General features: G+C 47.0%; 16 protein-coding genes. 8 read left to right on the top strand and 8 right to left on the bottom strand.

Features of this window, described 5'->3' with window-relative positions; all coding sequences use genetic code 11:
* Window positions 1-173: 173 nt before the first annotated feature.
* From malT to GL2_RS09065, 4 genes are all read left to right on the top strand, one after another.
* Window positions 174-2864 carry an HTH-type transcriptional regulator MalT gene (gene malT / locus GL2_RS09080; RefSeq protein ID WP_232053807.1) on the top strand — a complete coding sequence of 897 codons (2691 nt, stop codon included), beginning with the start codon at window positions 174-176 and terminating at the stop codon, window positions 2862-2864.
* Between the two features lie 263 nt (window positions 2865-3127).
* The gene (locus GL2_RS09075; protein WP_143730349.1) at window positions 3128-4777 is read left to right on the top strand and encodes an alpha-amylase family glycosyl hydrolase; all 1650 of its coding nucleotides are present in this window, start codon (window positions 3128-3130) and stop codon (window positions 4775-4777) included.
* 341 nt (window positions 4778-5118) lie between these two features.
* Complete coding sequence (locus GL2_RS09070; protein WP_143730348.1) at window positions 5119-7656, top strand: plasma-membrane proton-efflux P-type ATPase; 2538 nt, start codon at window positions 5119-5121, stop codon at window positions 7654-7656.
* Between the two features lie 39 nt (window positions 7657-7695).
* The gene (locus tag GL2_RS09065; RefSeq protein ID WP_143730347.1) at window positions 7696-8568 is read left to right on the top strand and encodes a polyphosphate kinase 2 family protein; all 873 of its coding nucleotides are present in this window, start codon (window positions 7696-7698) and stop codon (window positions 8566-8568) included.
* A 67-nt stretch (window positions 8569-8635) separates the two neighbouring features.
* Here GL2_RS09065 and GL2_RS09060 read toward each other — a convergent pair whose 3' ends face one another.
* From GL2_RS09060 to GL2_RS09035, 6 genes are all read right to left on the bottom strand, one after another.
* The gene (locus GL2_RS09060) at window positions 8636-9037 is read right to left on the bottom strand and encodes an alpha/beta hydrolase (RefSeq protein WP_232053806.1); all 402 of its coding nucleotides are present in this window, start codon (window positions 9035-9037) and stop codon (window positions 8636-8638) included.
* A 155-nt stretch (window positions 9038-9192) separates the two neighbouring features.
* Window positions 9193-9399, bottom strand: coding sequence for an alpha/beta hydrolase-fold protein (locus tag GL2_RS22340; RefSeq protein ID WP_172621098.1), 207 nt, complete (start codon window positions 9397-9399; stop codon window positions 9193-9195).
* 284 nt (window positions 9400-9683) lie between these two features.
* Complete coding sequence (locus GL2_RS09050; RefSeq protein WP_143730345.1) at window positions 9684-9920, bottom strand: DUF1059 domain-containing protein; 237 nt, start codon at window positions 9918-9920, stop codon at window positions 9684-9686.
* A 607-nt stretch (window positions 9921-10527) separates the two neighbouring features.
* Window positions 10528-12360: an Ig-like domain-containing protein gene (locus GL2_RS09045; RefSeq protein ID WP_143730344.1), complete on the bottom strand. Its 1833-nt coding sequence runs from the start codon at window positions 12358-12360 to the stop codon at window positions 10528-10530.
* A gap of 948 nt (window positions 12361-13308) precedes the next feature.
* A complete protein-coding gene (locus GL2_RS09040) occupies window positions 13309-13623 on the bottom strand; it encodes a cupin domain-containing protein (RefSeq protein WP_143730343.1) in 315 nt (104 codons plus the stop codon).
* 56 nt (window positions 13624-13679) lie between these two features.
* Window positions 13680-14561, bottom strand: coding sequence for a LysR family transcriptional regulator (locus GL2_RS09035; RefSeq protein ID WP_143730342.1), 882 nt, complete (start codon window positions 14559-14561; stop codon window positions 13680-13682).
* A gap of 122 nt (window positions 14562-14683) precedes the next feature.
* On the opposite strand from GL2_RS09035, the gene GL2_RS09030 reads away from it, so the two are divergent.
* From GL2_RS09030 to GL2_RS09020, 3 genes are read left to right on the top strand one after another with little or no spacing between them, the layout of a single operon-like run.
* The gene (locus GL2_RS09030; protein ID WP_143730341.1) at window positions 14684-15358 is read left to right on the top strand and encodes a type 1 glutamine amidotransferase domain-containing protein; all 675 of its coding nucleotides are present in this window, start codon (window positions 14684-14686) and stop codon (window positions 15356-15358) included.
* A gap of 59 nt (window positions 15359-15417) precedes the next feature.
* A complete protein-coding gene (locus GL2_RS09025) occupies window positions 15418-15870 on the top strand; it encodes a DMT family transporter (protein ID WP_143730340.1) in 453 nt (150 codons plus the stop codon).
* A 36-nt stretch (window positions 15871-15906) separates the two neighbouring features.
* Window positions 15907-16197, top strand: coding sequence for a putative quinol monooxygenase (locus GL2_RS09020; protein WP_143730339.1), 291 nt, complete (start codon window positions 15907-15909; stop codon window positions 16195-16197).
* Between the two features lie 92 nt (window positions 16198-16289).
* Here the strand turns inward: GL2_RS09020 and GL2_RS09015 are convergent, their stop codons facing one another.
* The gene (locus GL2_RS09015) at window positions 16290-17741 is read right to left on the bottom strand and encodes an aryl-sulfate sulfotransferase (protein WP_143730338.1); all 1452 of its coding nucleotides are present in this window, start codon (window positions 17739-17741) and stop codon (window positions 16290-16292) included.
* Window positions 17742-18057: 316 nt separating this feature from the next.
* Between GL2_RS09015 and GL2_RS09010 the strand changes: the two genes are divergently transcribed.
* The gene (locus GL2_RS09010) at window positions 18058-18720 is read left to right on the top strand and encodes an outer membrane beta-barrel protein (RefSeq protein ID WP_143730337.1); all 663 of its coding nucleotides are present in this window, start codon (window positions 18058-18060) and stop codon (window positions 18718-18720) included.
* Window positions 18721-18795: 75 nt separating this feature from the next.
* Here GL2_RS09010 and GL2_RS21680 read toward each other — a convergent pair whose 3' ends face one another.
* Window positions 18796-19698 carry a hypothetical protein gene (locus GL2_RS21680; RefSeq protein WP_197736539.1) on the bottom strand — a complete coding sequence of 301 codons (903 nt, stop codon included), beginning with the start codon at window positions 19696-19698 and terminating at the stop codon, window positions 18796-18798.
* Window positions 19699-20005 lie beyond the last annotated feature (307 nt).

Here is a 20005-nt window from a genome sequence, read left to right as displayed (position 1 = left end):
AAAGCAAAGTCCACGCCAGCCTTAATCGAAGCAAATCTACCAATTGTGTTCCCGCCCTGCTTGTCGCAACGCTGTCACATTATCGCTCTCCTGGTGCATAATACGGTTTGTACAAAAATCAGACGTTTAAAGCGATCCCGCCCGCAGCGATGCTATTAACCTCGAAATACAGTTTGCCGGACTGCCCCGAGCACACCCTGGCGCGCCCTCGCCTGCTGTCGTTACTCAACGACTGCCACAGCGACCAGTTGCTGCTGGTGACGGCACCCGCGGGCTATGGCAAAACCACACTGGTCACCTCCTGGGCATCGAATCAGGATAACCCGGTGGCCTGGTATACCCTGGATGCCAGTGACAACGAGCCGAGCCAGTTCTGTCGCTATCTGGTGGAAAGCGTGCATCGCGCCACAGGCAACGGTGTACCCCAGACTTACCAACTGCTGACTGCTCCCCAATGCCCGGACCCGGCCTCCGTGGTCAGCCACCTACTGGCCGAGTTACGCGCCCTGCCCAGCGAACTGCGCATAGTGCTGGACGACTACCACCAGATTGATAACCAGGCCGTACACGACACCACACGCTTTCTACTACGTCACGCCCCAGCCGGTGTCGGCATAGTACTCACCAGCCGCAGTCAGCCGCCCCTGGGGCTTGCAACATTGCGCGTTCAGGGGCGTCTGCTGGAGTTGGGCAGCGATGCGCTGGCCCTAAATACCGGAGAAATCGCACAACTTCTCAAACAGCGACTGCCATTCACCCTGGATGCCGACCGCGCTGCTCAACTGCAGCATTTAAGCGAGGGCTGGCCGCCAGCAGTGCAGCTATTTACCCTCTCTGTACGCGATCGCGAAGAGGTTGACCGCTATCTGGCCGAACTGGAACAAGGCCACAGCCATATTCTCGATTATCTCGCCGAGGAAGTGCTGGAACGACTGGAGCCTCAGCTGCGCGACCTGCTAGCACGTACTTCGATTCTGACCCGTGTAAACGCCCAACTGGCAGAACGCCTCAGTGGCTGTGACGATGGTCAACAGTTGCTGGAGGAGGCCGCACGACGCGGACTCTTCCTGCAGGCACAGGACTCCAGCCGCCAGTGGTTCAGGTTCCACCCGGTATTTGCACGCTTCCTGCAGCGCCAGTTGAATAACCGGAATCAGGTGCTGGAGTTGCACAGTATCGCCTGTGACACCTGGCAAGTGCTGGGCCAGCCGGTCGAGGCCCTGCGCCACGCCCTCGCTGGCGGTGATCGCCAGCGCCTGCGCCAGCTGCTGGATACTCAGGGCGAACAGCTATTACGCGGCGGCCAGTCCCGCTTGCTGCGCGACTGCCTGGAGTGGCTCGGTGCCGAAGAGCTGCAGCATAGTGCGCGATTTACCCTGCTCTCAGCCAAAATGGCGCGAGAGAATTTTGAATACGATCAATGCGAAAAAAACCTGGCTGCCGCCGAGAGCTGGCTGCAGCGTCAGGACTCACAACAATGGCGCCAGTATGAAGGCGCCTTTGCCACTATGCGCGCCCAGGTCGCTATCGCCCGCGGCCAGACGCTGCAGGCTAAAGAATATGCTGAAGAGGCTCTAGGACTGTTGCACAGCGATCAACTGGGGGAGCGCATTTCCGCCCTGTTGGTCACCGGCGAGACCAGTTTCTGCCTCGGTGCCCTGGAGCAGGCCAGCACCCATATGCAGGAAGTGGAGGCCCTCGCCATTGCCGAGAAAGATATTCCCAGCGCCGCCTGGGCTATCTGCCAGCAGACCGAGATCGCTTTCGCCCAGGGGCTTTTGAAAAAGTCTGCATCGCTACAGGAGAAGGTGTACAACCTGGTACAAAAGCACCACTTCTCCACCCTGCCAATTTCCGAGTTTGTCTGCCGTCTGCGTGGCCAGCTACAGTGGGAGCGCGGCGATCTGGAAGGCGCAGAGCGCTCCGCCCGCCGCGGGATGCAGATCAATCGTAAAGTGGGCGAACACTGGCTGCTGCCGGAGTACACCCTGTTATTGAAAATTGCCCAGGCTCGAGGGGAAAAAGAGGAATCCCTGGAGTGGTTGAATCGCATCGAGCGCCTGCTCTCCGACGAGCGTTACCACCGCGACTGGATTGCCAATGCCGACGCCGCGCGTATCCGCACCTGGCGCGCACTGGGCAACCAGCAGGCTGTTGCCACCTGGTTGGAGCAGGCCGAACCGGTAGCGGATAGGCCCAGTAATCACTTTGAGCAATGTCACGGACGCAACCATGTACGCGCGTTGATTGAACTGCATCGCTGGTCCGATGCCAACCGCTTGTTAAGTCGCTTTCAACAGGTGGCCGGGGAGTGCGGCCTAGTAACCGACCGCCTGCGCAACCGCGTACTGGAGTCCCATTTGTTATGGTTGCGAGAGCAGCATGTCCAGGCTGTGGAGGCGATCACCGAGGCACTGCGTTTAGCGGCTGGGCGGGACTTCCGCGCCAGCTTCCTGCAGATAGGCAAGCCCTTGATCGTTATTTTAAAGACCGCCCTGGAGCAGGGTCTGGGTGAGGCTGAATCAGCCAAGGCTCAGGAGCTGATCCGGGTAACCCAGCAACAGCCTGAACTGGACGGTGGCATACGTATAGAGCTGGATGACACCATCATCCGGGAGATTCTCGCCAGTGACGCGGTACCGGACTTCCTGCGCCACTCTCCCCTCACGCCAAGGGAGTGGCAGGTACTGAACGCCATCCACTCAGGCCTATCGAACGAACGCATCGCGCGCCACTTCAAGGTCGCGCCCAGCACTATCAAAACCCATATCCGCAGCCTCTATCAAAAACTGGATGTAAAGGACCGCCAGGAGGCAATTGCCTTGGCCGAACAGATGCTGCGCTCTGTGCAGGACCGCCCCTGAATCCAGCCATGGCACAGGGATGTGCTTCAGCTACTCGCACCCCGCTTTTCCCGGGTAATCGCTCTCCGAGTTAGCTCAACTTTCTCAAAATACCCAATGCTTTTCACAGTAGAGGGACTGCGCCTACAGTTAAATCGGTACTCTCGGTCTCTCCCCCCCTCCACGGGGAGGAGGAAGCCCGCCTGCACCTCCTCCATACTCAGTGCATCTTTCCAGGGTGGGCCTTGTCCCACGCTTCGAATAATGAAACAAGGCAGTAATCCATGACCGGCAACAGCACCGAGTGGTGGCGCAACAGCGTTATTTACCAGATCTACCCCCGCAGTTTCTGCGATGCCAATGGCGATGGTATCGGCGACATCCCCGGTATTACGCAAAAGCTGGATTACGTGAAATCTCTTGGCGTGGATGCCATCTGGATTTCGCCCTTCTTTAAATCCCCTATGGTGGATTTCGGCTACGACGTAGCGGACTACCGCGATGTGGATCCGATTTTTGGCCAGCTACAGGATTTTGACCTACTGATTGAAGCCGCACACAAACGCGGCCTTAAAATTATTATCGATCAGATTCTGAGCCACACATCAGACCAGCATTCCTGGTTCGAAGAAAGTCGTTCCAGCCGTGATAACCCTAAAGCGGACTGGTATATATGGCAGAACCCAAAAGCCGATGGCAATCCGCCAAACAACTGGGTATCTGTATTTGGTGGTGGCTCCTGGCGCTGGTGCACCCGCCGACGCCAATATTACCTGGCCAACTTCCTCAAAGAGCAGCCGGACCTCAATGTGCACAACCCGGAAGTACAGGAACAACTGCTGGCCGATATGAAATTCTGGCTGGACCGCGGTGTAGATGGTTTCCGCCTGGATGCAGTGAATTTTATTTTCCACCAGCAAGCCCTCAGTGATAATCCTCCACGCTCACTCAAGCTGGATGAGAAAGGACTGCCACCAGTAAACCACTACGATTATCAGTGGCACAGAAATGACAAATCCCAGCCGGAAAACCTGGTGTTTTTACAGCGCGTGCGTCAACTAATGGACCAGTATCCTGGCGCAGTAACCGTAGGCGAAGTGGGCGATGATAACACCCATAAAATCATGGCCGAATACACTACGGAAAAACGCCTGAATATGGCCTACTCCTTCGATCTGTTGACCGAAGACTGCTCTGCCGGCTTTCTACGCGAAACCCTGGAGAAAAATCGTGAAGTCATAGAGCAAGGGTGGCCCTGCTGGTCCATCAGCAATCACGATGTACCCCGTTCCATAAGCCGATGGAACAAGGGCTTCAGTGATGACCTGGCCCATGCACGCGCGCCGTTATTCCTATTGATGCAACTGACCCTGCGTGGGAGTGTCTGCCTGTACCAGGGCGAAGAACTCGGCCTGCCAGAAGCCGATATTGCGTTTGAGGATCTGGTAGACCCCTATGGCATCAACTTATGGCCCGAATTTAAAGGCCGTGACGGTTGCCGCACACCCATGCCCTGGCTACACGAGGGTGGACAAAGTGCCGGATTCTCCACCAGCAAGCCCTGGCTGCCAATACCAGAAGAACACCAAAGCCGTGCTGTCAGTGCTCAGGAAGATAGCCAAAACTCCATGCTCAACCAGTTCCGCGCCCTAATCGAATGGCACCGCAAACTACCAGTAAGTCTGGCAACAGCGGAACAGAAAGTGATCGACACAGGCAATGAGTTAATGGTATTTACACGTCGCACTGCAGATGAGGAGTTCTTGATCGCCCTCAACCTGGGTAAGACCAATGAACTGTACAGCCTGCCCCAGGAATTTGCCGGTGCCGAGAACATCACCCCGAACCTGTTTGGCAATGAGTACAACGAAGATACCCTGAACCTGGCCCCCGCAGAAGCCTGTGTACTACGCCGGGCAAAGAATCCGTCATAAACAGATAGTTAATACGGCCAGCGGCTCCTGCCGCAGGTCAATACTTTCAGAAAAATAACATCACCTCTCCCAGGTATTCAGTGTTGCTTTTTCTGTGTCTCTGCAACGTCATCTTATCCTTTCGACGTCTGCTTCCTCGCCGGCCCAGTGCCGGCTTTTTTATAAATCAAAAATAATCAACATTAATATTTAATTTTTATCTGAAAAACTCTATAGACAGTTCTTGCAACATTCCGCTTGGCGCATGCTGCTAAATTATATAGTTACAGAAGTTCGGTTTATCACAGCTGTTTCAGTGACTGGAGTAGCGATACAAACTCGCGATCAAACGGAATATTCCCGTGCCGAAATCTGGGTCAAAAATTCAAACTGCTTACATCTCGGAAGCAAGCCCGGAGGACGGCCGGGTGGACTTGCAAAAGGCAGCACTCTCTGCCGTCTATTCTGCGCTTAAAACCTCTCCGAAAGGTCTTAGCCTGACCGAGGCAAAGGTACGCCTCGAACAGTACGGGCCAAATACCATTCAGGAAAAAGAACAGAGCGCACTGCTGAAATTCCTACATTTTTTCTGGGGCCCTATTCCCTGGATGATCGAAGCAGCCGCCTTACTATCTGCCCTTATTGGTCACTGGCCAGACTTTGCCATTATCATGGCACTACTTCTCTACAATGCCATCGCCGGCTTTTGGCAGGAACATAAAGCCTCCAATGCCCTCGCGGCACTAAAGGCCAGTATGGCGCCACAGGCAGAGGTTCTGCGCGATAGTAAATACCAAACTATCGCCGCAGCCGATGTCGTGCCTGGCGATATACTGCGTATTAAGCTCGGCCAGGTAGTACCCGCTGATGTGCGCTTTATTGATGGTAAATCTATCAGCATCGACCAGGCCGCCCTCACTGGTGAGTCCCTCCCAGTTAGTAAGAAAGTGGGAGATATCGGCTATTCAAGCAGCATCGCCAAACGTGGAGAGATGATCGCCGTCACTATCGGCACCGGACGCAACACGTTTTTTGGACGTACAGCAAAATTAGTAGCTGGCGCAGGCCTGGAAGCCTCTCACTCACAAAAAGCCGTCACCCATATTGGCGATTTCCTAATTGTGCTCTGTCTGATACTGGCGCTATTACTGGTCGGCACTCAACTCTATCGGGATATAGTGACAGCGCCCAGCTGGCACTGGTCAGATGTTATTAATATTTTACGCACGGTACTGGTGCTGCTTATAGCCTCTATTCCCGTGGCCATGCCTTCGGTTATCACCGTCACCAATGCCCTTGGGGCACTGGCATTGTCGCGTAAAAAAGCTATCGTCTCTCGACTGGAGTCTATTGAGGAGCTGGCAGGGGTCGATATCCTTTGCTCAGACAAAACTGGCACCCTAACCAAGAATCAGCTGAGCTTGCACAACCCGAAACTATTCAAGGCAGGAGACAGTGAAGAGCTTATCCTGGCTGCCGCCCTCGCCTCTGAAACCGGCTCCAGCGACCCCATAGACCAGGCAATTTTTGCCGGCCTCAAGGATAAAGAAAAACTCCGGCATTTCCATTTAAAGGAGTTCACCCCCTTTGATCCAGTAACCAAGCGTGCCCAGGCACTGGTATCGGACGAAAAGGGGAGTGACTTGTCATTTTGTAAAGGTGCACCCCAGGCAATTATGGCATTGTGTAAACTCAGTGGTAACAGCGAAGAAAAAGCCAAAGTCTGTGTTCAGGAGCTTGCTTCCCATGGCCTTCGATCTCTGGGCGTAGCTCGAAGTAATAACAGTAAAGAATGGTCTTTTCTGGGAATCCTGTCACTGGAGGACCCCCCGCGGGATGACTCCAAACAGACAATTAGCCGGGCGCGGGAACACGGGTTGCAGGTTAAAATGATTACCGGCGATGATGTTGCCATCGGCAAGGAAATCGCCTCCCAGGTGGGTATCGGGCAGAATATCTTTGCAGCGGGGGATGTGTTCAGTCAGTCGGAAAATTTAGAGCATCTACCAAAAGAAGTTATCGACTGTGTTGAACGTGCCGATGGCTTTGGCAGGGTATTTCCAGAACACAAATATGCGATTGTCAAAGCCCTGCAGGGTCGTGGCCATCAAGTTGCCATGACCGGAGATGGGGTAAACGATGCACCCGCTCTCAAACAGGCCGACTGCGGAATTGCTGTCAGTGGCGCCACTGATGCTGCCCGTGCTGCAGCCGCTATCATTCTTACTGCACCAGGCCTATCTACCGTTGTCGATGCCATTGATGAAGCACGAAAAATATTCGAACGTATTATTAATTACGTGCTTTTTCGGGTCTCCATGACCCTCGATATTATGGTTGTTGTAGTTTTCGCCACCATACTCTTTGGCTTTTCTCCCCTTACCCCGGTCATGATCGTACTCGTTGCCTTACTGGACGATATTCCGATTATGACCATCGCTTACGATAATACCTTACTGCCTAAAGAGCCTGTGCACTGGGAGATGCGCGACCTCTTACTGGGCTCAACGATCATCGGTCTATTCTCCATTACACAGACAATGGGGCTTCTTTTGATCGGCATGGAGTGGCTGCAGAATAGTCAGTGGCAGGCCTGGATATCTCTCACTAAAGAACAAATACAGACTATTATTTTCTTACAGATTGTCGCTGGAGGTCACTTACTGTTATTTGTAGTGCGCTCACGAAAATCTTTCTTTGCAAAACCCTTACCTGCAATGAAATTATTTCTCGCGATTGTCGGCACTCAGATTTTAACGGTGCTAATGTGTGGATTTGGTTGGCTGGTTCCCGCCATTCCCTGGAGTATTATCGGCCTGGTGTGGCTGTATATGATCGTCTGGATGTTCGCTCTGGACTTGGTAAAGAAGTTACTCTACCGTCGCCTTGAGGATATCTGAAGATACAGAAATTTTTCCTATCCATTGATGACCTAAACCATGAATTGTTTCGAAGCCTTCCAAGTTAAGCCCGGCAGCAAGGTAAAGCTTGATAAAATAGACCCCGGATTCAAGGATTGCTACAAAAATCGAGAGGAGACCGATCCGATTATAAAAAAGCTTGATGAAAGGATCCACGATCAGCAGTACTTGATGTATGCAGAGCACAAGCACTCATTACTGATTTGCCTGCAGGGGCGGGACGCCGCCGGCAAGGATGGCACTATCAACCATGTACTTGGCGCTATGAACCCCCAAGGTTGCAGTGTTACCAGTTTCAAGCAACCCTCTAAAGAGGAATCCGCTCATGATTTCCTCTGGCGCTGCCATAAAGTTACACCCGCTCAGGGTCACGTTGCAATTTTTAACCGCTCTCACTATGAGGATGTCCTGATTCAACGGGTACACAGTATGGCACCCAAGCGGGTATGGTCCAAACGCTATGAGCATATCAACCACTTCGAGAAGTTGTTGTCTGATCACGGCACCCTGATCCTGAAATTCTTTCTGCACATTGATGCAGATGAACAACTTAAGCGTTTTAAACAACGAATTGATGATCCCACCAGACACTGGAAAATCAGTGAGAGTGATTACACAGAAGCTGGTTATTGGGATTCCTATACCAGCGCATTTGAAGATGCTCTAAGTAAATGCAGCACCTCATATGCACCCTGGTTTGTTATCCCAGCCAATCACAAGTGGTTTCGAAACCTTGCTGTAGCATCCATTGTTGCTGATGCCATGGAAGCACTAAAAATGCACTTCCCAGCACCTAGCGTAGATATCAAAAAAATCAAAAAGAAGTATCACAAATTGGACAAGCGAGACATTGAGGAGGGGCTGGTTAATGCCCCCCAAAAGAACAAATAGTGAATAGCAACTGGCGCTCTATTAACTTTTACAGTTGTAAAGATCGAGATAGCTATATTACTTTCAATTAATTTTCTGATTTTTCCTTATGTTGCCTGTTCGAGAAAAGCTTCTCAAAAGCATCATAAACTGCTAGGTGCAAAGTATCACTATGATCCAGCTGCTCAAAATAACCAAAATGCACCCTTCCCTTACTTTCATTTTCCGTCAGCTTACTGAATAATGTTCTGGAAAGCCGCTCCATAACCTGCCCTTCCTTTCCCACTCCAACATAAATTGACTTATCACCACAACAATCTTTTGGGATGTTAGCCAACAGAGCTTCCTCACTCCACCAGAGGCTAGGACTGATAATGACATAGTTATCGAAAAGGTCCGCCTTTTTAAATAGAATCTCTGTAGCCAATAGCCCACCGAAGGACTGACCGACCAATGTGGAACTTCCACTCACCCGATATTGTTTTTCCACAAGGGGCTGAATTTCCTTCTCAAGAGTTTCTATAAATTTCCCCGCCCCCCGAGGACGGAAACTCTTTTCTATCCCGAGCCTCGTCAGAGGGAAAAGTAAAATCTCGTTTCCTGTCTACATTAACCACCCCTACAAGAATGGACTCTGGCACCATATTAACCCAGGAAAAGGAGCCAAACTGCAATATGAACAAAATCCTCACTCATAGCCCCATCTAAAAGGTAGATTACTGGATAGTTCTTTTTAGGCTCATTTTGATAACTCGCAGGAAGGTAAATATTCAGGCTACGCCTCTCATCAAGTATTTCAGATGAAAAATGAATAGCACCCCCTATTATCAACGACGATCGCTCAAGATCCACAGCTCTGACAAAACAGGAAATAAGAGACAACAAAAAAACAAAAAATATTTAATCATAATTATTCTTAATTGATATGCACGTATTGAAAACCAACCAACTTGGATAGAGTTAAACCAGTCATCTATAGATCCTCAGCTTAAAATCTAAAAGCGGTACGCCAACTATCTAAACGGTAAAAACTAAAACACAAATAGGCAAAAAACTTAATAAGCCTGAAATATAAAACATGCTTTACACTTGATGACATAGTCAAATCATTACAGGGTATTGTAAAACTGAGATCCTCAACTTTCAGGCAGGGCTTCAAACTCTCTCTTCTTAGCCTCATACCACTCCTGCATTGCTTCAGGGTTCTTCATCAAATGTTGCATTTCCTGCATGGCCTGCAGATGAAGAGCATCTTGCTTTTGATACATCTCAGTACCATGCTCCTTACTCTTTTCCGCCATCTCTTCAAAGGTACTGGCACGAAATTCCAAGTCGCAAGCTCCACCCAACTGCCTACACGTCATTATTCTCATCTGGATATTCCCCATTCCTAATTTATTTTTCTTGTCCTGGTGAATTCAGGATTCAAGCATTTTTTCAAATCCAGGAGATTTGGGATTCACATAATCCCAGAAAGCACCATTACCTGTATACACTACCATGGACAGGGAGGACTATTCCAAATTATGAAGGCTTTCCACTCCTCAAAGAGCGAATTTTGGCACGACATTATTTTCCGCATAGTTGTGAGAACTACAACATGGACAGATGCCTCTTCTTACAAGCCTTCCTAATCCTGTACATCTTTCATAAAATATGAACTTGCCGGATATACAGATACTATCTTTTGGAACGATAGTACCCGACATATGGTCCACTCTACTGTTTTTGGCAGCCTCTGCACTAACAGTGCTGCGCCACCGCAGCGTTATTACCACATGTGTAGCTTACAGCATAAAATAAATACTCCTTGGGTAATTTCTACATCTACCCAGATTTACGGGAACCATCCCACCTAATTCATGCAGATATCCAGGCAAAATTAACAATTAATATTACCTTACTCTATTACTTGTCAGGTCGTAATTTCGACCTGACAGTATTACAAAGCAACCTTTCAAAGTTACTCAAAGTAGCTCTCTAGCGTGATTTAAATATCAATACCCGATTATTACCACTATCGGTTACAAATAGCTTATCTTGATTTCCAATGACTCCCTCAGGCCATTTCAGGGTAGAAGCATTTGGTAGCTCACCTTGATCACTTACACCATTTTGATTAGCATCATTAAAGGCGGATTTTTCAAAATTAGTCTGGCCCAACACCAAATCTGCTGAAGTAAAATTGACTTCTGGCCATTGATCCCAAATCAGTACACGGTGGTTACCACCGTCTACTACAAACAACTGTATTCCATTAGACCAAATCCCCAAATATGGCTCATTAAAGGTTTTGTTTGTTGCAAGCCAACCTTCAGCCCCTCCACTGTCTTCTCCTGTTTTCCTATCAAAGAAACTCTCCTGACCAAGTACCACATCCGCCGGAACAAAATTATTTTTTGGGAAGGTATTCCACAATAGAACCCGATTATTCAAGGTATCAACAACAGCCAATTTTTCTCCATCACTCCAAATATCATTTGGCTGGGAAAGTGTTCTGGCTGTGGGAGCAATACTAGAACCATCCTGATTATCATCATTGGCGAGACAGTTGCTAAGTACTGACTGCCCTACTACAAAATTTGCAGGTGTATCATTATGCTCAGGTAATTTATCCCAGATTAATACACGAGAATTTCCTGTATCTGCAACAATGATCTTTCCATTGGCGATGATAGAAGCTTCTACAAAGCTAAGCTCAGCACTATTACAGGTATCTCCATCTCCATCCCGTAACCCCAAAGCCAAAAGGGGAATAGCCTCACCATTTTCAGGCACACTATCGTAGACAAAAATACGGCGAATGAATGACTGTGTAACAACAAGTTTATTATTATCAATACTCACCCTTGAGGGTAAACCGTAGGTGTTAGAGTAACTACTATCACTAACCGCTGCAGCACTGTAGAAATCCTCTTGCCCCAGAACAAAACTGGCTGGGGCACCATTGACTTCAGGGATCTCATTAAAGGCCAGAACTCTGTTATTCTTAGTATCACTCAGGAAAAGCGTCTTATCCGCACTAATAGCTACAGCGCCTACGGGATACTCTGCAATATTTTTTTCACTGAGCCCCGTGACAGTGCTGGAGAAATCCTCCTGTCCTATCACAACCTGCGCAGCATCGAAATTTTTAAAGTAAAGTGGAACGGTAAAACTACTTGTTGATTCTGGGAGAATATTCCCCGCGTTATCTGCAATCTCAATAGTAATGGTCCGCTTCTGCCCAGAAACCCATCCTGCTTTAGGGGTAATGCTAAGCGTATCGTTTTCGCTCTCACTTTTGGACCAGGCCAGGTCATATTCATCGAAACTCAACGACCCAGTCAGCAATAGGCTTTCACTATCCATAGTCTCAGAAAATTGCACCGTAATTGTGTCACTCTTCTCCAAGCGTACCCTATCTGGTGAAATACTTACCACTGCTGGAGCAACCACCTCAACCTTGTAGCTCGCAGAGATCTCTTGCATCGCATTTCCAGCCACATCCTTAGCATTGATCAACAAGGATAGAGTCTCTCCCTCCGTCCATGTCTCCAGAGGAGAAAAATTCAATGTATCATTATCAACCTGAGTAAGCTTTCCCAGTTTCTCCATATCTCCGGATAAAGTAATATCTCCAAGATCAACCGCCTCACTAAAGTCAATCAACACACTATCCTGCAAAGATAAGGTGCTACCGCTAATAGGGCTTAAGGAAATAGTTAGCGATACTACGTTCACAGGGTTATCACTGTCAGATCCCCCACTACAGGCCGAAAGCGACGATACAATCACCGCATAGAGAATCCCTTTCAAAACATGTGCTTTCATCTACATACTCCTCGATTAACAATGAAAGACCTAAAGAGTCAGCCCTACCAATAAATACTGAATGGCACATAAAGTCACATTACGGATTAATGGATAGGCGGGGTAGGGGAAACTTAATAATGTCTCAATAGACTTCACTTCTGGCAGTAATCGCTTCTGGCGTCAGGTAAATTGAATATTATTTGAGCTAGACCACTCGAAAAATATGAAGACACAAAGTCCTTGTATATTGTAGATATCGCCCGAGCTATGAAAATGGGAGCAAAAAATAAGGCTGCATCTCAATTTTTACCACACTCATACAAACTACAACCCATTAGAAGTAGAGGGACACGGGCGGGAATAGGGAAATAGATACTCCAAGGTCAAGTGTGATAATGAGCACAATTTAAGTATCGAGAAATAACATTATAAAATGGATTTGGTCAACAACCGGGGACAAGAATAGTCTATTTAGCACCTCCTACAGACCTCACCTGGATACAGTCATCACTATTAAACCCTTACAATTATTAGCGTTTTGGAATAGAAACTAAAAGTACTGAATTATTGAAATTAATTTAATCTCATACAATACTGACTTTTCATTTTTCAGAACAAGAATTGGACTGAAAGAGCGACAAAAGGACTGTGAACCTGGATAGGTAAAAGTAATCACTTACCGAACCAGACACCTAACAGGTTAACTCTACAAGGACATCTACGTCTGACAATAATCTATTTCCAGCATATATTTCGACCATTTCAGGTCACCTTTTAAAGACCCAAAAGGTAATGAGATTTTGGCGGTAAAAAACCTATAGTTTCCATCCCATAGTATTCCTTTCTCAATAGCCTATAAGATAATTATAATATTCAGTATTTTCGCTACTATAATGCTATTATTTATAAACAATAGTATGCAAAGTTATGATAGAAGTAACCACTCGCTGGAAACCTTTTGTAATTTTATTTGTAAAAAATAGCAAGCCAAATGGTCGCTTGATCTACACATGTCTCTACAACCCGATGCAGTCGCCCTGCTCTAATTTCTAAAAAATCTCCAGCCTCCAAACGCACTCTCTCACCACCATCAAATTCTAGTATTCCATATCCGGACAGTACTATTACCCACTCATGCTCCTCCTGGTTATACCAGCCCTGCTCTGGAGAGGACTGTCCGTTAGAGACAATTCTCTCAATTCGCACAATGTCAGACTTAACAATATCTGAAAAGTGCTCCAAGGATTTATCCTTGGGTAATTGAAAAAAAATATTTTTCATATGACCGCTTTTATTGCGCTAATGGTAGCTGAGTAAAGAAAATTTCATTTGCAAACTTATTCTTCCCAGCCGGAAAAATATTCAACTAAGAAGTCAATCGCCAATCTCGCCCGCAGCGGTAAAAAACGTCGATTCTGATAAACAATCCAACTACTTGCCCCCTTACTCCAAAAAGGTTCAAGAACTGGCCTCAACAGACCCTGTTCAACATAATCACTAAAACTGCTTTTAGGCATATAAGCAATACCTAAACCTTGCTCACAGGCTCTAACAACAGTATGGGCATTATTACTTCTCCAGCGTCCTCTAACCTTAATGGTTTCCTGCTTTCCATCCAGCTGAAATACCCACTGGTCATTATTAGCCACAATACAGCTATGTATTTTTAATTGGCTGGGACGCTCAGGAATGCCATTCGTCCTTAGGTAATCATTGCTGGCAACGGCCATCATTTGCCGCTCGGCGAGCTTTCGAGCTACCAAGCCGGAATCTTCCAGTCGACCATAACGAATAGCAAAGTCGATCCCATCTTCCACAAAATTGACCATCCGGCTATTGAAGTCCACATCAATACTCAACTCCGGATGTTGCACACCAAACTCCATTAAAGCCGGAGCAACGTAATGCTCAGCAAAGAAACCTGCACAACTCACCCTCAGGGTTCCACTCAGCTGGAACTGCTGTTGGCTTACCTGCTCATTCGCTTGCAACAATCCGGTCACCAGCTCCTTACAACGCCGATAATAGACATCTCCAGCCTGGGTAAGGCTGACCAAGCGTGTTGTACGGGCCAGAAGGGCACAACCCAGGCGCTCTTCCAGACGTGAGACCTGTCGGCTGACATGGCTGGTGCTACAGCCCAGTTGCTTAGCCGCCGCAGAGAATCCCTGGCTTTCTGCAACGGCCACAAACTCGACCAAGCCGTCAAAACTTTCCATATTCTACAACCTCTATTATTGCTATACAGCAAAGGTATTTCACCAAATAGGCATATTATCGGCAGATAAAGGACAATCTACAATCCCTCCCCACTGAACGCTTACCAAAAGAGGAAACAAACATGAAGAAAGTACTTATTCCCGTTACCAATCACGCCACCCTGGGTGAAACCGATCAGGCCAATGGTACCTACTCCCCAGAACTGACCCATGTGGTTCATGTGTTTAAGGAAAATGGCATCGACTACGATATTGCCTCCATTAAAGGCGGCAAAGCCCCTATGTACGGCACTGATATTGAAGGTGACGAAGTAAACCAAAAGATACTGGATAATGAAGATTTCCAGAACCGTATCAACAATACCATTCCCGTAGATCAGCTGAATATCGCCGACTACGATGCGATCTTTTACCCAGGTGGATTTGGCCTACTTTCCGACCTGGCAACCAATGAAGACTTCGCCAAACTGAGTGCTGAACACTATGAAACCGGCGGTATTCTGGCAGCAGTCTGCCATGGTCCTGCAGGCTTCTTGCCTATTACCCTGAGCAATGGGGAAAAGCTGCTGGCTAGCAAGTCTGTTACCGCTTTCACCCGTGAAGAGGAGATTGACTTCGGCACCATCAATGATATTCCCTTCCTGCTGGAGGAATCTCTGACTAGAAGTGCAGCGCGCTTTAACAAAGTACAGCCCTGGCAGGAATTTATTATTGAGGATGGACGTGTAATCAGCGGCCAGAACCCAACCAGTGCCCATGGCGTAGGCCTGGCCATTGCCAAACAGCTCGCCGACTAAATGAGCTGCGGGGCCGGTTCCCCCGGACCGGCCCGCTATTATGAGTAGAGGTTCCACAAGTGCAAAATGCAATTATTTACCCATCCTTAATGCTCGTGGCAGGCATTGGCATACCGGTAATGGCAACCCTAAATAGTGGTCTTGGCGTTAAGCTCGGCAGCTCAGCTCTGGCAACAACCGTGCTTTTTTTTGTTGGCCTGGTTATCTCCGCAGCCTACCTGTTAAAAACAGAAGGACTACCCAGTGAGATTATTCATAGAGGTATTTCCTGGTATTTTTACCTGGGTGGGATTTTGGTGGCTTTTTACATATTGAGTGTTACCTGGGTTTCACCAAAGTATGGCGTGGGTAACGCAGTATCTTTTGTACTTCTCGGACAGCTACTCGCCATTAGTGTTATCGACCACTTTGGATTATTCGGAGCACAACAATCCAGTCTGGATACTAAACGCCTGATTGGACTAACCATGATGGTTTTCGGTGTGTTGTTAGTAGTTAAACGTACCAACTAATCTCCCTGATGCAATTTAAATATATGAGAGAAAATAATGGCCAATTTATATGTAATGGCAAGAGTTACGGTTCAACAGGAAAAGATTTCCCAGGCATTCAAGCTGTTAACCGAACTGGCACACCAATCTGAAGAAGAGTCAGGCTGTTTATACTACAAAATCCTGCCTTCCACAGATCACAGTAATATATTTACAACCCTTGAACTATGGGAGTCCAAGGAAGCTGAACAGCAGCATTGGGACACAGACCATTTGAAAAATATACTGGCCCAGTTATCTCCTCTTTTAGCCGAAGAAGCAAGAATTGAGAAGTATACAGAAAAGTAGAGAGCCTGAATCCGAACGTGATTTTTTACGATAGCAAGAAAGACCCCAGTTTTTTGCACTGCGGTCTTTCATGCAGCCACTACAGATATATTTTATATATCATTACCAGTGCGCCCCAAGAGTTCACCCCAAGTTATACGCTCTGCACGATAAACCAATGTATTTTCAATTTCCGCTTGCCAGGTGACAACGGCCTCTTCATCAGGGGTCACTTCCACTAAATAAGCATTTCGGTCACTGCCAGTACTCACATCTGAAGGGCCTCCTGCACAAACAAGGATATTCCCTCCAATAAGCTCATCTACATCCCCCAATGATTGAGTGTATTTAGGGACAATATATTCCCAGCTTTGCTGAGCTTCCATGGTGTTGGTGTCCAACACAAACTTTACCGCGCGACTTTTGTAGATATTACCGCTCAGTTCGGATTCATTTCTATTGTCGTAGATGAGAATCTCACCGCTACTGATTAACGTTGCGGCATGCTGAGATGCCATCCAAGAGCCACCATTTAAATCGAAAAACTTATTGGCCAAAACTTCAGGGACATCACTATTACGCCCCATGATCCACTGAATGACTCCGCTCAGGTGATCGATTTTAATAACCCAGCTTTGAGATCGACTGGACAGTAAAATCGAATCATCCTCAGCTGTATGAAACAAGGCGTTAGAATGGGTCCAATCGGTGGCTCCATTACCCAGCACACGACTGGCCAGCGCACCGGGAAATAGGCTGGTATCCAAATGATCGAATGCCGACCATTCCCAAACTGTATTCCCCTGTGAATCCACTTCCACAATCACATCCCCCTGTAGGAAAATTCCATCAACGGTTTCACGAGCATAAGTCAATGCCAGCAGGTTTCCATTATCAAGAAGAATTGCATCATGGTGGTAAGCAGGTAGAGGAAAGCTTTCCAGTGTTTCTCCAGTTAATGTGACTATGCGCGCTTCTTGATCCAGTAACAATAAAAGCTTTCCATCGCCAAGGTTACGGGCAACTGGAGCACCCGCAAGAGGATGATCACCATGCAGGTACCAAACCACCTCTCCTTGTTCATCAATCCCCCAATAGCGACTATTTGCATCAGAAGCCGGCGCAAAGATAGTGATTCCTCCTTCACTCTTCTCAGTACTGGCAATAATCTTTACTGTTGGAGCCCCCGCAGGCAATGAACCAGTCTTAAAGGCTACCTCCTCACTGCTGACCACCTCCCCAGTTTCAAAAATAGCTAATACGGTAAATCGGTAAGTAGTATCTGCCCGCAAGCCCGCTACAGTTATATTGTGTTCCGTTCCGGGGTTACTGTAAGCTGTTCTGCGTCGTTCCGTATCAGCAGATTTTACTCTGATAGCTACCCTCGCATCCGCGCTGGTTGCCACACTAGCATTGACCATCAACGTATTTTCGGGGTGTGCACTGAGCAATAATTCAACATTAGTTGAGTTATTAACCTCTTGTCCACCGGCAGCACTGCAAACACCAAGATAAAATAGAAAGAAAAGAAATTTGATTCTGATGACATTAAATTTTTTTCTCACCTTAATCCTCACAAATTTATATGAATACAGTTATTTAACGCGGAGATATTCCCTTGGTTTACAAGAAAAAATTTATATTTTTCACTTCTAGAAAGCTATAATGGATTTTTCTTGAGCAACCCTCTCCGAATGTTGTAATATGCGCCAAAATTCACTTTCAGCATATTTAGCAATGTTAAATACAGACATCTCCTTATGGGGCAATGACAGCTCCACAATCTATGAGAGCCTTACCCCCGCTTAACTTCTCCAGATGCTGAGAGTCAATCGTACTTTTCTTACCAAAAGATCTTCCAACCTGATTTAAGGATGTCAATTGAAACGACTAATTCTTGCCGCTATCCTCGCCACTTCAGCCTCTAGCTCCATGGCAATGGAAAATAATTTCTACCTGAAATCTTCCTTTGGAAAAGTAGATACAGATATTTCAAATAGAGAAGCCCTGGAAAATTTTGGGGTAAAACTTTCCGATCCCAAAGGGTGGAATGTAACCCTAGGGTATCGCCTCAATAATTTCCTCTCTATTGAGGGTGGCTATACAAATCTGGGAAGCTCTGAGGGCCGAGACAGAGGAAGTGATTCAATCAACACCGATTATGAAGCTCTTCACTATGAATATGACTACAAGGTAGATATCGATACCCAGTCAAGAATGCTTGGCATATTCCTAACAACTGACATCACTAAAAATTTATATGCTGGTATTCGCGTAGGATATCAACAGTGGGATGCTGAGCTGAAGGAAGTTGAAAACCTCAACTGGAACTATGAGGTTGTTATTTCTGGTAGCCAGATAGCCAGTGAATCTGGCAGCTCCAACTACTCTTATAAAGGGGACGATGACGGAAGTGACCCATACTACGGAATCTCTGCTGGCTGGAACTACAACAACTGGAGTCTCAGTCTGGAGCACACCATTTTTGAGATGGGGGATAGAAAACCCAACTTCTCTTCTTTGGCGCTGACCTACAACTTCTAATAGCAATTGTCAGAAAAATTTACTCAGCAGCCTACCTGGCTGCTGAATTTTATCAAAATTGAAAATACCTGGAAGCTATTTAGCTCCCGCAAATAAAACCTCAAACCAACGTAAATCTTCAGGCCCAAGCTGAGCTTTACGAGCCCACTTCTTATCTAAATAAATATCCTTATAAACGTGGTATACAGCTTTTTCAGTTAGTTCTCGCCAGTATTTACCATCCAGCTCTGGGATTGATCCAACCGATAAATTAGGGTCTGTTAGCGGATCATGTTGCTCTGCTGAGGTCCTTAAAGCCAGATCCAGCTCCTGCAAAATAGGATTCACAACCTTAAGGGTATTGACTTCAGAAAATTGGCGAGCAATACCCTTCTCTGCCTGCGCGACAAATCTGTTGGACTGGAACTCCTCTATTTTATTGCCCACTGGACGCAACCCGAACTTATTCACTAATCCGCCGAATCCTGGCACTAAAGCTTTTGCCGCCAATCCGGCACCTACAATTGGATTGAATATTGCAGTTACCCCACCGACAAGCAACATGCCATAAGTCATTTTTCTATCCAGAATATCAATCTCATCAGCAAGCCTAACCAGAGGGTTTTTATGGTTTTCTTTCTTCTCCCTAGACATATCGACTGCGCTGTCTACCATAAATTTACGCAGATTCCCCTCATAGTACTCATTGGGCAAGTGAAAAATACGGCGCTTAGGAAGATCATTGATCTCTGGAGCCTTATCAGGCAAACACCGCATAGTATGCAGAGAAAAACCAACCTCTGAGAGCTTATAGGGAATAACAAAATAGTGCTTTTCATCAAATTCCATTTCATTTTTCTTACTCCTCTCAGAGGATGCAAGCACCGGCAATCCTTCAATCATGCCCTGAATAACTTTAACACCAGAATTTGAATTGCCAGTAACCTTTGAAGAATAATCATCCAGGGCTTCCCTGCTTCTATTTAGGTATTTTTTCATAAATAATTTTTTCCTCACCTTAAGGTTATAGATCCTATATCTATCGGCTATTCTGAGGTTTTTATTCCGGCTCCATAAACTTTTACCTTCGGATGTAACCTTCCTCTAACCCAGCCCATCAAACAGTAGGTATTAAAGATGACAAAGCCGCTGATATACCACATTCGCAGATAGAATATCACCCATTTAAATAAAGCTATCCGTAGGCCTGCTTAGTAGTAACCAACTCCCCACTTATTCCATTTTGATGTGATTGCACCCGAAGGGCGACCTTAACATCCCTCTGACATGCAGTGGCAAATACCAC

Source organism: Microbulbifer sp. GL-2 (genome assembly GCF_007183175.1).
In the GTDB taxonomy this organism is placed as follows: Bacteria; Pseudomonadota; Gammaproteobacteria; order Pseudomonadales; family Cellvibrionaceae; genus Microbulbifer.
This window is presented reverse-complemented; position numbering and strand designations above follow the sequence as displayed.

Excerpts from the sequence above, each read along its gene's own strand:
- GL2_RS09065 (WP_143730347.1), top strand. The coding sequence starts at position 7,696 with ATGAATTGTTTCGAAGCCTTCCAAGTTAAGCCCGGCAGCAAGGTAAAG.
- GL2_RS09075 (WP_143730349.1), top strand. The coding sequence starts at position 3,128 with ATGACCGGCAACAGCACCGAGTGGTGGCGCAACAGCGTTATTTACCAG.
- GL2_RS09020 (WP_143730339.1), top strand. The coding sequence starts at position 15,907 with ATGGCCAATTTATATGTAATGGCAAGAGTTACGGTTCAACAGGAAAAG.
- GL2_RS09030 (WP_143730341.1), top strand. The coding sequence starts at position 14,684 with ATGAAGAAAGTACTTATTCCCGTTACCAATCACGCCACCCTGGGTGAA.
- GL2_RS09040 (WP_143730343.1), bottom strand. The coding sequence starts at position 13,623 with ATGAAAAATATTTTTTTTCAATTACCCAAGGATAAATCCTTGGAGCAC.
- GL2_RS09045 (WP_143730344.1), bottom strand. The coding sequence starts at position 12,360 with ATGAAAGCACATGTTTTGAAAGGGATTCTCTATGCGGTGATTGTATCG.
- GL2_RS21680 (WP_197736539.1), bottom strand. The coding sequence starts at position 19,698 with ATGAAAAAATACCTAAATAGAAGCAGGGAAGCCCTGGATGATTATTCT.
- GL2_RS09035 (WP_143730342.1), bottom strand. The coding sequence starts at position 14,561 with ATGGAAAGTTTTGACGGCTTGGTCGAGTTTGTGGCCGTTGCAGAAAGC.
- GL2_RS09050 (WP_143730345.1), bottom strand. The coding sequence starts at position 9,920 with ATGAGAATAATGACGTGTAGGCAGTTGGGTGGAGCTTGCGACTTGGAA.